This window comes from Flagellimonas profundi (assembly GCF_017313275.1).
Classification (GTDB): domain Bacteria; phylum Bacteroidota; class Bacteroidia; order Flavobacteriales; family Flavobacteriaceae; genus Flagellimonas; species Flagellimonas profundi.
On record NZ_JAFLNM010000004.1, the window covers coordinates 217,188 to 232,306 of the forward strand.

At 42.8% G+C, this 15,119-nt stretch carries 14 protein-coding genes; all 14 read left to right on the forward strand.

The features are described from left to right. Positions 1 to 4: 4 nt before the first annotated feature. The 14 genes from J0654_RS16170 to argH all read left to right on the forward strand — a co-directional run bounded on the left by J0654_RS16170 (position 5) and on the right by argH (position 15,117). On the forward strand, positions 5 to 1,609 hold the full coding sequence (locus tag J0654_RS16170) for a 4Fe-4S binding protein (RefSeq protein WP_207030155.1): 1,605 nt from the start codon (positions 5 to 7) through the stop codon (positions 1,607 to 1,609). Between the two features lie 94 nt (positions 1,610 to 1,703). Then, positions 1,704 to 2,393 (forward strand): glycosyltransferase family 2 protein, encoded by a 690-nt coding sequence (locus J0654_RS16175; protein WP_207030156.1) that lies wholly within the window; start codon positions 1,704 to 1,706, stop codon positions 2,391 to 2,393. Then, entirely contained in the window at positions 2,393 to 3,877 is a 1,485-nt protein-coding gene (locus J0654_RS16180) for a cellulose synthase family protein (protein WP_207030157.1), read from the forward strand. The genes J0654_RS16175 and J0654_RS16180 overlap by 1 nt, the downstream gene beginning before the upstream one ends. Positions 3,878 to 3,886: 9 nt before the next feature. After that, on the forward strand, positions 3,887 to 5,239 hold the full coding sequence (mptB, locus tag J0654_RS16185; RefSeq protein ID WP_207030158.1) for a polyprenol phosphomannose-dependent alpha 1,6 mannosyltransferase MptB: 1,353 nt from the start codon (positions 3,887 to 3,889) through the stop codon (positions 5,237 to 5,239). Positions 5,240 to 5,460: 221 nt separating this feature from the next. After that, positions 5,461 to 6,075 carry a GNAT family N-acetyltransferase gene (locus J0654_RS16190; RefSeq protein ID WP_207030159.1) on the forward strand — a complete coding sequence of 205 codons (615 nt, stop codon included), beginning with the start codon at positions 5,461 to 5,463 and terminating at the stop codon, positions 6,073 to 6,075. 65 nt (positions 6,076 to 6,140) lie between these two features. Further along, positions 6,141 to 7,328, forward strand: coding sequence for an argininosuccinate synthase (argG, locus tag J0654_RS16195; RefSeq protein ID WP_207030160.1), 1,188 nt, complete (start codon positions 6,141 to 6,143; stop codon positions 7,326 to 7,328). Continuing rightward, complete coding sequence (gene argC / locus J0654_RS16200; RefSeq protein WP_207030161.1) at positions 7,325 to 8,299, forward strand: N-acetyl-gamma-glutamyl-phosphate reductase; 975 nt, start codon at positions 7,325 to 7,327, stop codon at positions 8,297 to 8,299. The genes argG and argC overlap by 4 nt, the downstream gene beginning before the upstream one ends. Before the next feature lie 10 nt (positions 8,300 to 8,309). Beyond that, complete coding sequence (gene proC, locus J0654_RS16205; protein ID WP_207030162.1) at positions 8,310 to 9,104, forward strand: pyrroline-5-carboxylate reductase; 795 nt, start codon at positions 8,310 to 8,312, stop codon at positions 9,102 to 9,104. A 2-nt stretch (positions 9,105 to 9,106) separates the two neighbouring features. Continuing rightward, positions 9,107 to 10,234: an aspartate aminotransferase family protein gene (locus tag J0654_RS16210; protein WP_207030163.1), complete on the forward strand. Its 1,128-nt coding sequence runs from the start codon at positions 9,107 to 9,109 to the stop codon at positions 10,232 to 10,234. Continuing rightward, complete coding sequence (locus J0654_RS16215; RefSeq protein ID WP_207030164.1) at positions 10,231 to 11,169, forward strand: Rossmann-fold NAD(P)-binding domain-containing protein; 939 nt, start codon at positions 10,231 to 10,233, stop codon at positions 11,167 to 11,169. Before J0654_RS16210 ends, J0654_RS16215 begins: the two co-directional genes overlap by 4 nt. After that, complete coding sequence (locus J0654_RS16220; protein WP_207030165.1) at positions 11,166 to 11,912, forward strand: SDR family NAD(P)-dependent oxidoreductase; 747 nt, start codon at positions 11,166 to 11,168, stop codon at positions 11,910 to 11,912. The genes J0654_RS16215 and J0654_RS16220 overlap by 4 nt, the downstream gene beginning before the upstream one ends. Before the next feature lies 1 nt (position 11,913). Continuing rightward, entirely contained in the window at positions 11,914 to 12,693 is a 780-nt protein-coding gene (argB, locus tag J0654_RS16225; protein ID WP_207030166.1) for an acetylglutamate kinase, read from the forward strand. Beyond that, positions 12,690 to 13,760, forward strand: a complete 1,071-nt coding sequence (locus tag J0654_RS16230) for a M20 family metallo-hydrolase (RefSeq protein WP_207030167.1) — start codon at positions 12,690 to 12,692, stop codon at positions 13,758 to 13,760. The genes argB and J0654_RS16230 overlap by 4 nt, the downstream gene beginning before the upstream one ends. A 73-nt stretch (positions 13,761 to 13,833) precedes the next feature. Next, positions 13,834 to 15,117: an argininosuccinate lyase gene (gene argH / locus J0654_RS16235; protein WP_207030168.1), complete on the forward strand. Its 1,284-nt coding sequence runs from the start codon at positions 13,834 to 13,836 to the stop codon at positions 15,115 to 15,117. The last annotated feature ends 2 nt before the right edge of the window (positions 15,118 to 15,119 follow it).

A 15,119-nucleotide genomic window follows, 5' to 3' on the forward strand; every position in this document is an offset into this window, starting at 1 on the left:
AATTATGAGCACCTATAATAAAAGTATGGCCTTAACGGGCGAACCACCCAGAAGTCTAAGCATTGGTCAAAAAATTGCCGTCCTTTTGGGATTATCGGGACTCGGTATTTTGCTCTTGGCTGTTTTTAATACCAGTTTTCCGAACAAGACCTTATGGTTGACCTTGTCCTTATCCGCCATTGGCATTGGAACCATTTGGTTTTCTTGGGATGCCTATTCCCAAAAAATTCCAGGCATTAAAAACGACGGGGTTTGGTTCAGGTCCATTTCCAGCCGTGGATTATGGGGATGGGTGGCAGGTTTGGCGCTCACAGGCTTTTACATTGTACTCTATTTTTATCCGGAATACCTTGGCTTGGTCAGTGATGGCGAAAACAAAGGTGTTATCGGCCTTTTTGACCCACTCAGCAAATTTTTGAACGGGAATCCCGCAAGCCAATGGTTTGTTTATGGGACTCTTTACACCGTTGCCATTTTAGCCTTTGGCATCAAGTTCATCTGGAAATACCGCCACAATCGCTACGAGAGATTGAGAACTTGGAGCGTGATGTTCTTTCAAACCGCTTTTGCCTTTATTATCCCAGAATTGATGGCCCGCTTGAACGGCCATAAAATTTTGGACGGAGGCAGTCTACCTTACTACGACCTCAAAAATATTTGGCCGCTCAATTATTACAATTTTGAGGGCTATCGCATCAAAATGTTTTTAAGTTCGGGAGAAATTGGATTTGCCTTCTTGATTTTCGGCATCCTTTCCATTTTTGTGATCACACCTATCCTAACCTATAAATATGGTAAAAGATGGTACTGCTCCTGGGTATGCGGCTGCGGAGGATTGGCAGAAACTGCAGGTGATTCCTTTAGGCAATTAAGCGATAAATCCACATTTGCATGGAAGGTTGAGCGCTGGGTAGTGCACAGCGTAGTAGTATTTGTGACTTTGATGACCACCGCTGTCATCTATTCCTATTTGGGAACGGACACCAGTAAATATTGGTTGACCAAAAGCTCCTTTTTGATCGGCGTGGCCGTTTTACTGACGCTAGTGTTCGGTTGGGCCATGATCTTTAAGCGGGATCAGCTCCAAAAAGATGCGAAGTACGGAGCCATAGGTTACTTTGTGATCATCATAGCCCTTATCGGATTTCACTTTTTCAGTGGTGAAGGTGAAGTTTTCCTTTTCAAATCGGGAACACTTCGTAAATCATATTCTTTTTTGATCGGGAGTATATTTTCAGGAGTTATCGGAACGGGCTTCTACCCTATCTTCGGAAGCAGGGTATGGTGCCGCTTTGGCTGTCCTATGGCAGCCATCCTAGGTTTCCAGCAAAAATTGTTCTCTCGATTTAGGATCACCACAAACGGAGGACAGTGTATCTCTTGCGGCAATTGTTCCACCTATTGTGAGATGGGCATCGATGTGCGTGCCTATGCGCAAAAAGGGGAGAACATAGTCCGAGCAAGTTGTGTAGGATGCGGTATTTGTTCCGCTGTTTGTCCTCGTGGCGTGCTTAAATTGGAGAATGGTCCCTTGGAAGGTAGGATAGATAGCAACCAAGTATTGTTGGGGAACGATGTAGACCTTATGAACCTTGTCAACAAAAAATAGACAGACTTCCTTTTTTGAACAATCCCGGTCAGATATCAATGGAAAATTTTAGTTTTGGCAACCACTAACACGAACTAAAATTGATACCCAGCCAATGGCGGACGTCAAAGTCATTATCCCAGCAATCAACGAAGAAGACTCCATTGGTTTGGTAGTCTCGGAAATTCCTGGTCATGTATCCGAAATAATTGTTGTGGACAACGGTTCTGAGGACGATACCGTGGTAAATGCAAAAAAAGCAGGAGCAACGGTAGTAACAGAAAACCGCAAGGGATATGGGTTTGCTTGCCTAAAGGGATTAAATTACATCTCCGAAAGATCCAAAACACCCGACATTATCGTATTTATCGACGGAGATTATTCAGATTATCCAGAGGAATTGGATAAGATTATCGCCCCAATTTTGGAAAATGACATCGATTTTGTGGTTGGAGCGCGAAAAAAAATACTTCGCGAACCAGAATCAATGACCCCGCAACAGGTTTTTGGTAACCAATTGGCCACATTTTTAATGCGATTGTTTTTTAGGTCAAAATTTACGGATTTGGGACCTTTTAGGGCGATAAAATATGAAAAGCTCAAAGAATTGAAAATGCAGGACACAACTTATGGATGGACTGTGGAAATGCAATTGAAAATTTTGAGAAAAAAAATGTCATATATCGAAGTACCAGTACGTTACAAACGAAGAATTGGCGTTTCAAAAGTATCAGGTACGGTAAAAGGTACTATATTTGCGGGCATAAAAATATTGGGTTGGATCTTTAAATACAGTTTAAAATAATGGGACTTGCTATTACTTACATCATCATTGCTATTTATAGTATCGCCTTAGTTTTGATTTTCTTCTACAGCCTTGCACAGTTGAATCTCCTAATCAATTACCTTGGGTATAAAAGAAGAAACGAAGAAGCCCCAAAGTTCAACCTTCTAGACCCCAAAGAAATTCCATTCGTGACCATACAGCTTCCCATCTATAATGAGGAATACGTAATGGAGCGTTTGTTGGACAACATCGCCAAAATAGAATACCCAAAAAGCAAGTTGGAAATTCAGGTGTTGGATGACTCCACCGATGAATCCGTTGCCGAAACCGCCCGAAGGGTACAAGAGCTTCAGGAAACTGGATTGGACATACAGCACATTCGCCGCGAAAATCGACAAGGCTTTAAAGCCGGCGCCCTAAAAGAAGGTCTTGAAATCGCCAAAGGGGATTTTATAGCCATTTTTGATGCCGACTTTTTGCCAGAAGCCGATTGGCTCAAGAAAACTGTTCCCTACTTTAAAGATGAAGAAATCGGTGTGGTCCAGACCCGCTGGGGACACATCAATAGGGATTATTCTACCCTAACACGTATCCAAGCCTTTGCTTTGGATGCCCACTTTACTTTGGAGCAAGTAGGAAGAAACTCAAAAGGACACTTTATCAACTTTAATGGCACCGCAGGTATCTGGAGAAAACAATGCATTTTTGATGCAGGGAACTGGGAAGGTGATACCCTTACCGAAGATTTGGATTTGAGCTACCGCGCCCAATTGAAAAACTGGAAGTTCAAGTATTTGGAAGATGTTGAAACACCTGCCGAGCTTCCCGTTGTAATCAGTGCAGCGCGCTCACAGCAGTTCCGTTGGAACAAAGGTGGGGCCGAAAACTTTAGAAAAACTGTTTGGAGTGTCATCACGGCCAAAAACATACCTTTTAAAACCAAATTTCACGGGGTTATGCACTTATTGAACAGCTCTATGTTCCTTTGTGTTTTTACCGTGGCCTTGTTGAGCATTCCAATGCTCTACATCAAAAATACATATGGACATTTGGGTTGGGTATTTGAGGTAACCAGCTTCTTCATCCTAAGTACCATTATCCTGTTCGTTTGTTATTGGTTCACCTACAAGAGCATACAGGGTAGCAGTTTTGATAATTTTGTGGACTACATTAAACTATTCTTTACCTTTTTCTCAGTGGCATTGGGCTTTTCATTGCACAATACGGTAGCTGTTTTGGAAGGACATTTAGGTAAACGAAGTGAGTTTGTAAGAACCCCAAAGTTCAACATCAATAACCTTACGGATTCCTGGAAAGGCAACAAGTACCTCACCAAGAAACTTTCGCCCAACATGATTTTGGAGTTTGCCTTAATGATTTATTTCCTTTTCGGAATGTACAGCGCCATACCATTGAACGACTACGGATTGTTCCCTTTCCACTTGATGTTGTTCTTAGGTTTTGGATTTGTATTCTTTAAATCCTTAACTTCCAAGGCATAACCCACCATTATGCAATCTTACTGGCGACTGCACAGATACCCGATATTGTTTGCTGTCGCTTGTATTTTGTTCTACTGGAGTTTCGCTTACAATTTGGTGCGTACCGATTTTGTAAAGCTTTTTATGCTCTTTGGGGCACTATTTTACCTTACTTTCAAAATTATACGGTTCGAAAAGTGGAATTTTAAGTTCCTCTTGGTCATCGGGATACTTTTTCGATTGGTTTTCCTGATTGCAGAGCCTAACCTCTCACAAGATTTTTACCGTTTTATCTGGGATGGCGAACTCATCAAAAATGGCCTCAATCCCTATTTGTACACCCCAGACCAAATTATGGAACAGGATACGGTATCGTTTGACGGCATGAAGGAGCTTCACGAAGGGATGACCGACCTTAACGCTAGACATTACAGTAATTACCCACCTGTTAACCAAGTACTTTTTGCACTTGCATCCCTTTTAGGCGGAGGAAGCATACTGGGCTCTACCATTGCGATGCGATTGATCGTGATCCTTGCAGACTTGGGCGTACTTTATTTTGGCAGAAAACTGTTGCAACACCTGAACAAAGCCAATCACTTGGCATTTTGGTACTTTTTAAATCCTTTGGTCGTCATCGAACTAACAGGCAACCTTCATTTTGAAGGGGTAATGCTCTTCTTCTTTGTTTGGGCCTTGCATCTTATCTCAAAAAACAAATGGTTATGGGCAACACCCATATATGCCACTTCCATTATGGTAAAGCTAATGCCCCTCCTGTTTTTGCCCCTTTTCATGAAATACCTGGGAGTTAAGAAGAGTGTCGTTTTTTACACACTTATAGGTTTAGGTTGTGCCGCATTGCTCTTCCCTTTTTACGCTCCTGTGTTTATTGACAATTACTCGGAGAGCGTCGGATTATGGTTTTCAAATTTTGAATTCAATGCCAGTATTTACAATGTAGTAAAAAAGATTGCGGTCAGCTATTTCGAAGCCAAGCCCTGGGAATTAATTGATTCGTACGGCTCTTTAATTCAAAAAGTTGTGGTTGTTATCGTATTACTGCTTGCTTTCCTTCGGAAAAACCAAAAACTGGAAATCATGATCACATCAATGGTATTTGCCTTGGCTTGTTATTACTTTCTCTCCAGTACCGTACATCCGTGGTACGTGGTATTCCTTTTGGGATTTGCCATATTTACGGACTACCGGTTCCCCCTGGTCTGGTCCTGCACCATTATTCTCAGCTACTACACCTACTCCAATCCTGATTACAAAGAGAATCTATGGTTGTTGGCCATTGAATACATTTTGGTAATCGGCTTCTTTATTTATGAAATGATAGGAAGCAGACCAAAAAAGTTATATTTCTTCAAAAAGTAATCCCAACTTTAGTACAATTCGAATTAATTTGTACATTAGCCCCAGAATGAAAGGACAACAGCACATATTATCCACTTTGAGCATCACTGCTCCTATCAGTCCATTTACTCCCCGCCGTCGTCGCCCGTAAGGGTGCATCATATCTATTGGAAATAGGTGAGTCCATTTCCGCAAAACTTCCAAATACATTTTTTTCAATTTTTACAGAATAATCGCTTGCAATGGAAATTATTGTTGCTAACGAATCACATTTTAAATACGCACAGATCATTAGTGATACCATTACCGAATCGGCCAAAGTCCGAGGTACAGGTATCGCCAGACGTACGCCTGAATATATCATAAAGCGCCTTCAAAACGGAAACGCCATCATTGCTTTGGATGGGGATAAGTTTGCTGGCTTCTGCTACATCGAGGTATGGGGAAACAAGGACTTTGTGGCCAACTCCGGTTTGATCGTGCATCCCGATTACAGAAATCAAGGTCTCGCCAAGAAAATCAAAAAAGCGGTTTTTGACCTATCCAGGAAAAAATTTCCCGATGCCAAGATTTTTGGGATCACTACAGGCCTGGCCGTAATGAAAATGAACTACGAGTTGGGTTACAAACCCGTCACCTTTTCTGAACTTACCGATGACCCGGAGTTCTGGAAGGGTTGTCAGACATGTAAGAACTTTGATATTCTAACACGTACCGACAGAAAAATGTGTCTCTGCACAGGAATGTTGCACGACCCAAAGGCACAAAAACAAGAACCCGAAAAAATCAACAAAAAGGCATTTCAACGATTGAAAAGTATTAAGGAAAGCCTTTTTCTAAAAAAGAAAGACAAATAAACTGTCAGTTCGAGCGCAGTCAAGAACGCTTAGTACGACAACAACAATATTTAAAGATTCAAAAAATGGAAAAATTAGTTATAGCCTACAGTGGCGGATTGGACACTTCATACTGTGCCAAATACCTATCGCAGGAAGAAGGTTTTGAAGTGCACGCAGTAAGCGTGAACACAGGAGGGTTCAGCAAAGCTGAAATTGAAGAGATCGAAGAAAAAGCCCTTGCCTTGGGTGCGACCACTTACACCTCCATCGATGCGGTCGCCACATTTTATGACAAGGTGGTAAAATACCTCATCTTTGGAAATGTGCTCCGAAACAATACCTATCCCCTTTCCGTAAGTGCGGAACGAATTGTTCAGGCAATCGAGATAGTAAACCATGCCAAAAAGATAGGGGCGAAATACATTGCACACGGTAGTACCGGAGCAGGAAATGATCAGGTTAGATTTGATATGATCTTTCAAATCCTAGCCCCTGAAATAAAGATCATCACCCCAATCAGGGACAAACAATTGGCCAGGGAAGAAGAAATCAATTACCTACAACAAAACGGTATCGATTACTCTTGGGAAAAAGCAAAATATTCAGTCAACCGAGGCTTGTGGGGAACATCCGTTGGGGGTGACGAGACGCTGACCTCCCACCTATCTTTGCCTGAAAGTGCCTACCCGAGCCAATTGGAAAAAGAATTGCCAAAAGAGTTGAAATTGACCTTTAAACATGGTGAATTGGTAGCGTTGGACGGCGAGCAGGATACACCTGTAGCCAATATCGAGAAATTATCTGCCATTGCATCCAAATACGCCATTGGCAGGGATATCCATGTGGGCGATACCATTATTGGAATCAAAGGAAGGGTCGGTTTTGAAGCCGCGGCCCCATTGATCATTATTAAAGCGCACCATTTGCTGGAAAAACACACCTTGAGCAAATGGCAGCAATACCAAAAAGAGCAAATGGGCAATTTTTATGGTATGCTCTTGCACGAAGGAAACTATCTGGACGAGGTAATGCGAAATATTGAGGCCTTTTTGACCGACACACAGAAACACGTTTCGGGTGATGTTTTTGTCACCTTACATCCATATCGATTTGAACTGAACGGAATTTCTTCCAAGCACGATTTAATGAACGCTTCCTTTGGAAGTTATGGAGAAATGAACAAAGGCTGGACCGCTGACGATGCAAAGGGCTTCATCAAAATCTTGTCCAATTCGGGGAAAATTGCAAACCATGTAAATCAAGATTTATGATCAAAGCAGGAATCATAGGAGGTTCGGGATACACGGGCGGAGAGCTGATAAGGCTTCTGCTTAATCATCCCAAAACCGAGATCGACTTTGTGTACAGCACCACTCGAGCGGGAAAAGCCATTACTTCTGCCCATCGAGATTTGTTGGGACAGACGGAATTGAAATTTTCTGGCGAGGTAAATCCTGATGTGGATGTGGTCTTTCTTTGTTTGGGACATGGTAATTCGACCTCATTTTTGAATGAGAACAAATTTTCGACATCAACAAAAATCATAGACCTCAGCAACGATTTCAGGTTACAAGCTGATTCCATTTTTAATGGCCAACGATTTATTTACGGGCTTCCTGAATTGAACAAGTCTGCCATACAAGCTGCAGGGGCCATTGCCAATCCCGGTTGTTTTGCAACAGCCATCCAATTGGCATTGTTGCCTTTGGCAAAAGCAGGTTTACTGGGTGATGATGTACATATCAACGCTGTAACAGGAAGTACTGGGGCAGGCGTTGGATTATCCGCCACCTCTCATTTTAGTTGGAGGAACAACAACGTATCCTGGTACAAACCTTTTACACATCAACATTTGGGGGAAATTGGGGAAAGCTTGAATTCTTATGGAAAGTCCGTAGGCAAATTGATGTTTTTGCCCAACCGTGGGAACTTTACGAGAGGAATCTTGGCCACTGCCTACACCAAATACAACGGCAGCTTGGAAGAAGCAAAAGAGCTGTACAACGATTTTTATAAAGATGCTGCCTTTACTCATATGTCTGAGGAAGAATTACACCTAAAACAAGTAGTGAACACGAATCAATGCCATATCCATTTACACAAACATGACGACCTCCTTTTGGTGACTTCGGCCATTGATAATTTATTGAAAGGTGCATCGGGGCAGGCAGTGCAAAACATGAATTTGATGTTCGGTTTCCCTGAGGCCGAGGGTCTTTTATTAAAAGCAGGGGTATTTTAAAATATCGACCATGAAAATAGCGATTATAGGAGCAGGGAATTTGGGACTGGCCATTGCCAAGGGCATTTTGCACAGCAACGGTGCCACCACCATGTATCTCACAAAACGGAACACCAAATCCATTCAAGAGTTTGAAAAATACGGGAACGTAACCGTTACTTCGGACAACCAAGAGGCCGTTAAAAATTCGGATATCCTCATTTTTGCGGTACAGCCAGGTCATTTTGCTTCCATATTGGAGGAGACCAAGGACCTTTTGACCGAAAAACATGTAGTGATCAGTACCATTACGGGCTTCCGTATTCCTAAAATCGAGGAAATCATCGGGTCGGACAAATTTATCATCCGAAGCATGCCAAACACAGCCATTTCCGTTGGTAAATCCATGACCTGTATTTGTAGCAACGAACTCGGCAAAAAACGTGTGGATCTGGCCAAAGCGATTTTCAATCGAATGGGTCATACCATGGAAATTCCAGAGGACCAGATGCAAGCTGCCACGGTAATTTGTGCCAGTGGAATTGCATTTTGGATGCGATTGATACGTGCCACTACCCAAGGGGCCATTCAATTGGGATTTGATGCAAAAGAAGCGCAAGAATTGGCCATGCATACCTGTAACGGTGCTGCCAGTCTTTTAATTGAATCAGGAAGCCATCCAGAAGAAGAAATAGATCGTGTGACCACGCCAAAAGGATGCACCATTGAAGGTTTGAACGAAATGGAACACCAAGGCTTGAGCTCATCATTGATCAGGGGAATTGTATCCTCATTTGAAAAAATCAGTCAAATCAGAAAGGGATAAATATGAAATTATTTGACGTATACCCGTTATATGATGTTACTCCCGTAAAGGCAAAGGGCATTGAGGTCTGGGACGATAAAGGGGAAAAATATATGGATTTTTATGGTGGTCATGCCGTGATTTCCATTGGCCATACCCATCCTCATTATGTAAAGCGGATCAAGGAGCAACTGGACAACATGGCGTTTTACAGTAACTCTGTCCAAAATCCACTACAACAAGAACTCGCGCAAAAACTGGGCGAGCTTTCCGGTTGTGAAGATTATGACCTTTTTATGTGCAATTCAGGGGCTGAAGCCAACGAAAATGCCCTAAAAATGGCCTCTTTTCACACTGGCAAGTCAAAAGTGATTGCCTTTACCAATAGTTTTCACGGAAGAACATCGGCTGCAGTGGCCGCTACAGACAACCCAAGCATCAATGCTCCCATCAACAAACAACAGGAAGTCACTTTCTTGGCGCTGAACGATTTTGATGCATTTGAAAAAGCCATTGAAAATGATGCCTATTGTGCCGTGATCATAGAAGCCATTCAAGGTGTAGGAGGTTTGGATGAGCCCACCACGGAATTCTTCCAGTTTATAGCAAAAAAATGTAAAGAACACAACATAGTCCTTATTGCCGATGAAGTGCAATCCGGTTATGGTCGAAGCGGTAAATTCTTTGCTTTTCAGCACCATGGAATAGATCCCGACATTATTTCCATAGCCAAGGGTATGGGCAACGGTTTCCCTGTGGGAGGCATTTTGATTCACGAGTCGTTTACACCATCTTACGGACTTTTGGGAACCACCTTTGGTGGCAACCATTTGGCATGTGCCGCGAGTCTAGCTGTTTTGGAGGTTTTGGAAGAAGAAAACCTGATAGAAAACGCTTCCGAACTTGGAGCCTATTTTAGGAAAAAAGCTTCAGAGATACCTGAAATCAAAAAAGTAAAGGGTAAAGGACTTATGATTGGTCTGGAGTTCGATTTTGAAATCGCCTCATTGCGCAAAAAAATGATTGTGGAACAGCATATGTTCACGGGCAGTGCCAAAAACAAAAATCTGTTGCGCTTTTTGCCCGCATTGAACATTACCAAAAATGATATTGACCTATTTTTTGAAGCGCTGAAAAAAGCATTACAATGAAACACTATTTATCCGTCAACGATATAGAATCCTTGCCCGATTGGGTGAACGAAGCATTAACCCTAAAAAAAGACCCTTATCAGTTTGAAGGTTTGGGCAAGCGGAAAACAATTTGTCTATTGTTTTTCAATAATAGCCTCAGAACCCGCTTAAGCACGCAAAAGGCAGCCATGAATCTTGGAATGGAAGTAATGATCATGAACTTCGGGAACGAAGGTTGGGCGCTGGAATATGGAGATGGAACCATTATGGACCAAGGCACTTCGGAACACATAAAAGAAGCTGCCCAAGTGGTTTCCCAATACTCCGATATCGTTGCCATAAGGGCCTTTGCAGGTTTGGTGGACAGGGAAAAGGACGAAGCGGAAGAAGTCATCAATGGATTTGCCAAGTACGCCACGATCCCGGTGGTAAACATGGAAAGTTCAGTGGGGCACCCCCTTCAGGCATTGGCAGATGCCATTACTTTGAAGGAGTATGAAACCAAAAGGAAACCTAAAGTGGTTTTGTCCTGGGCTCCGCATCCCAAGGCATTGCCGCATGCTGTGGCCAATTCATTTATACAGATGATGAAATTACAGGATGCTGATTTTGTGATCGCCCATCCCGAGGGTTATGAACTCAACCCAGAATTGACTAAAGGATGTCAAATAGAGTATGACCAAGATAAAGCTTTGGAAGGCGCCGATTTCGTCTACGTGAAAAACTGGAGCAGCTATTCCGACTACGGAAAGGTACTGAGCAAAGACACCAATTGGACGATTACAAAAGAAAAGCTGGGTAGGGCCAAGTTCATGCATTGCCTCCCCGTTAGAAGAAACATGATCGTGGAGGATGCCGTGTTGGACAGTGAACAATCACTGGTGGTGGAACAAGCCAAAAACAGGGTCTATTCAGCTCAGATTGTATTGAAAAAAATATTGGAGAACAAATGAAACTAAAGGATAAGGTATGTATCGTGACCGGTGCAACGAGCGGAATGGGAAAAGCCATTGCCGAAGGGCTTTCTTCCGAAGGGGCCAAGGTGGTGCTTTCGGGCAGGAACCAGGAAAGCGGCAAAGCGTTAGAAAAGAGTCTTGACCAAGCAGTGTTCGTGCCAGGGGATGTCACAGAACCATCTTACAACAAAAAATTGGTGGATACAGCTCTGGAAACTTATGGTAAGCTGGACATCTTGTCTTTGAATGCTGGAGTTCTTGGATTGGGCAATGTTCAAGAGCTACCTATTGATTCATGGCAAAACACCATAGACACCAATTTGAGTGCCATCTTTTACCTTTGCAAATATGCGATTCCCCATTTACAGGAACAGCCACAAGGCAATATCTTGATCAATGCATCGATCGCAGCCTTTAAGAGCTTCCCAAATCACCCAGCTTATTGTGCCTCCAAGGCTGCATCCGTAGCCTTGATGAAGCAAATGGCGGTGGATTATGCGCCAAAAATTAGAGTGAACGCTATTTGCCCTGGCCCTGTGGACACTCCCTTATTATGGGAATCCGCCAAGGCTTTCGAGAATCCTGATACGGCTGTTGAAAATGCGAAAAGGACTACATTGTTAAAAAGGTTGGGCACGCCTGAAGATATTACTAAACTTGTGCTTTTTTTGGTTTCTGATGACAGCTCTTGGATTACAGGAACCTCAGTGACCATAGATGGAGGGATTATAAATACATAAAATGAAACAAAAATTATCCGTAGTAAAAATTGGCGGCAACCTTATTGAAGATGCTGAAGGATGCAAACAGGTCTTGGACCTATTTGCTAAAATGGATGGCAACAAAATTTTGGTCCATGGAGGAGGTAAAAAAGCCACAGAATTGGCCAAACAAATGGGCGTGGAATCCAAAATGGTCAATGGTAGAAGAATTACCAATGCCGAAACCTTGGATATCGCACTAATGGTCTACGGAGGATTGTACAGCAAAAAAATAGTAGCGAAATTACAGGCTTTGGGAACCGATGCCATTGGAATGAGCGGTGCCGATGCGAATGCCATTAGAGCACACAAAAGACCAAAAAAAAATATTGATTTTGGCTTGGTGGGCGATGTGGACTTGGTAAACACCTATGGGATTTTTAAACTGTTACAGGCAGGGTTCACACCAATTTTTTGCGCCCTTACCCACGATGGGAAAGGACAAATGTTGAATACCAATGCCGATACCATTGCTGCGGAACTTGCCATAGCCATGTCAGACCAATTTGAGACCACATTATATTATTGCTTCGAGAAAAAAGGAGTTCTTGAAGATGTGGAGGACGAAAATTCCGTAATTCAGCATATCGATTCCAAAGGATATGACGAACTTTTGGCCTATGGCATAATAGCCGATGGCATGTTGCCAAAAATGCACAATTGTTTTTACGCATTACGCAACAACGTATCCAAGGTTTGCGTAGGAAACACCAATATGCTGGAAGCGGACAATTCAGATTATACGACATTGACTTTATGAAAATAACGCAAGACATTTTAACGGAAAAAGCCATTGAACTGCTGAAAAAGCTCATTAGCACACCTTCCTTTTCAGGTGAAGAGGTCAAAACAGGTGATGCCATAGAGCAATTTCTTCAGGGTTTTGGTGTAGCGACCAAAAGACAGTACAACAACATTTACGCCTTCAACAAACATTTTGATGAAAGCAAACCAACATTATTGCTCAATTCACACCACGATACCGTAAAACCCAACAGTGCCTATACCAAAGATCCGTTTGACGCCCATATCGAGGATGGAAAACTTTACGGACTCGGAAGTAACGATGCGGGGGGATGTTTGGTTTCACTATTGGCCACTTTTGTTCATTTTTATGAGAAAAAAGACCTAAGCCATAATATCATTATGGCTGCCACGGGCGAGGAAGAAGATGCCGGAGAAAAAAGCATTAGAGCTTTGCTTCCCATTCTTCCAAATATTGATGTGGCCATCGTAGGAGAACCCACTTTAATGGACTTGGCCATTGCCGAAAAAGGATTGGTTGTGTTTGATGCAGTGGTCGATGGAACTCCCTCGCACGCGGCACATCCCAACGGAAACAATGCCATCTACAACACCATTGAGGTTTTACAATGGCTAAAAGATTATTCCTTCGATAAAGTTTCGGATGCCCTCGGTGAAGTAAAACTGACCACGACCCAAATCAATGCAGGCAACCAACACAATGTGGTGCCCGGCCACGTGGATTTGGTGATCGATGTCCGTGTGAACGATTGTTACAGCAATCAGGAAATTGCGGATATACTCCAAAAAGAAGCGCCTTGCAAAATGACGCCACGCTCCTTGCGCTTGAACTCATCATGCATTGATCCTGATCATGATCTGGTCAAAAGCGGATTGGCACTTGGCCGAAAAACATATGGCTCACCAACGTTGTCCGATCAGGCCGCCCTAAGCTGTCAGTCGGTGAAATTGGGACCTGGTGACAGTACAAGGTCGCACTCGGCCAACGAATATATCTTTGTAAACGAAATTGAGGAGGGAATAGATATTTACATCAAAACCCTAACGGGATTTTTACAATAAACTGTCAGTTCGAGCTAAGTCGAGAACGAATTAATATGATTCCCCTTTGCATGGGAATGACAAAACAAAAACTATGAAACTCTGGGACAAAGGATTCAGTACCGATAAAAAAATAGACCACTTTACCGTAGGCAACGACCGCGAATTGGATTTGTTGTTGGCAAAATATGACGTTATCGCCTCCAAGGCACACGCCAAAATGCTGGGCAAAGTCGGACTGATTTCCGAAGATGAGGCCAAAGACCTTGTAAAAGCTTTGGATGCCATCGCCAAAGACATCGAAAAGGGGAAATTTAAGATTGAGGACGATTTTGAGGACATGCACTCCAAAATCGAGTTTATGCTGACCGAAAAATTGGGCGATACAGGCAAGAAAATCCATTCTGCTCGTTCCAGAAACGATCAGGTTTTGGTGGCGATGCAATTGTACCTTAAAGATGAGTTGACCGAGATCAAAAGTCAGGTCAAGGTACTTTTTGATTTGCTGATCAAACTTGCGGACAAACACAAGAGTGTTTTGTTGCCTGGCTACACCCACCTTCAAATTGCAATGCCCTCCTCGTTCGGACTTTGGTTTTCTGCTTATGCCGAGAGTTTGGTGGACGATCTGTACTTTGTACAGGCTGCCCATAAAGTTGCGGACCAAAACCCATTGGGTAGTGCAGCGGGTTACGGAAGTTCTTTCCCCATCGATAGAAGTTTTACCACTGCTGAAATGGAATTCGCCACGCAAAAATATAATGTGGTGGCCGCCCAAATGGGCCGTGGAAAAGTGGAAAAAGCAACCGCTTTCGGTATTTCAAGTGTTGCCGCTACCCTATCCAAAATGGCGATGGACATTTGCCTGTACATGAGCCAGAATTTTGATTTCATTTCCTTCCCGAACGAATTGACCACGGGGAGCAGCATTATGCCACATAAGAAAAATCCAGATGTATTTGAATTGATCAGGGCAAAGTGCAATAAGATTCAAGCAGTACCCAACCAATTGATCATGATCATGAACAACTTGCCCAGTGGTTATCACAGGGATCTTCAACTGGTTAAGGAAGTAATCGTTCCCGCATTGCAGGACATGCATGCCTGTTTGGAAATGATGACCTTCAGCCTAAAGGAAATCAAAGTGAACAAATCCATTTTGGAAGACCCTAAATATGATTATCTCTTTAGTGTGGATACCTTGAACGAATTGGTGAAAAGTGGTATGCCCTTCCGTGATGCCTATAAGACCATGGGCAAAGCGATAGAAAATGGCAACTTTAAACCAAAACGGGACATTGACCACATCCACGAAGGCAGTTTAGGTAATCTGTGTTTGGAGCAGATAAAAGAAAAAATGGAAAAGGTTTTGGCCTAAAA

What these genes read in the sequence shown, in the direction of transcription:
- J0654_RS16170 (WP_207030155.1), top strand. Translation starts at nt 5, where the DNA reads ATGAGCACCTATAATAAAAGTATGGCCTTAACGGGCGAACCACCCAGA.
- J0654_RS16220 (WP_207030165.1), top strand. Translation starts at nt 11,166, where the DNA reads ATGAAACTAAAGGATAAGGTATGTATCGTGACCGGTGCAACGAGCGGA.
- argG (WP_207030160.1), top strand. Translation starts at nt 6,141, where the DNA reads ATGGAAAAATTAGTTATAGCCTACAGTGGCGGATTGGACACTTCATAC.
- J0654_RS16210 (WP_207030163.1), top strand. Translation starts at nt 9,107, where the DNA reads ATGAAATTATTTGACGTATACCCGTTATATGATGTTACTCCCGTAAAG.
- J0654_RS16180 (WP_207030157.1), top strand. Translation starts at nt 2,393, where the DNA reads ATGGGACTTGCTATTACTTACATCATCATTGCTATTTATAGTATCGCC.
- argB (WP_207030166.1), top strand. Translation starts at nt 11,914, where the DNA reads ATGAAACAAAAATTATCCGTAGTAAAAATTGGCGGCAACCTTATTGAA.
- J0654_RS16215 (WP_207030164.1), top strand. Translation starts at nt 10,231, where the DNA reads ATGAAACACTATTTATCCGTCAACGATATAGAATCCTTGCCCGATTGG.
- mptB (WP_207030158.1), top strand. Translation starts at nt 3,887, where the DNA reads ATGCAATCTTACTGGCGACTGCACAGATACCCGATATTGTTTGCTGTC.
- argH (WP_207030168.1), top strand. Translation starts at nt 13,834, where the DNA reads ATGAAACTCTGGGACAAAGGATTCAGTACCGATAAAAAAATAGACCAC.
- J0654_RS16190 (WP_207030159.1), top strand. Translation starts at nt 5,461, where the DNA reads ATGGAAATTATTGTTGCTAACGAATCACATTTTAAATACGCACAGATC.
- proC (WP_207030162.1), top strand. Translation starts at nt 8,310, where the DNA reads ATGAAAATAGCGATTATAGGAGCAGGGAATTTGGGACTGGCCATTGCC.
- argC (WP_207030161.1), top strand. Translation starts at nt 7,325, where the DNA reads ATGATCAAAGCAGGAATCATAGGAGGTTCGGGATACACGGGCGGAGAG.
- J0654_RS16175 (WP_207030156.1), top strand. Translation starts at nt 1,704, where the DNA reads ATGGCGGACGTCAAAGTCATTATCCCAGCAATCAACGAAGAAGACTCC.
- J0654_RS16230 (WP_207030167.1), top strand. Translation starts at nt 12,690, where the DNA reads ATGAAAATAACGCAAGACATTTTAACGGAAAAAGCCATTGAACTGCTG.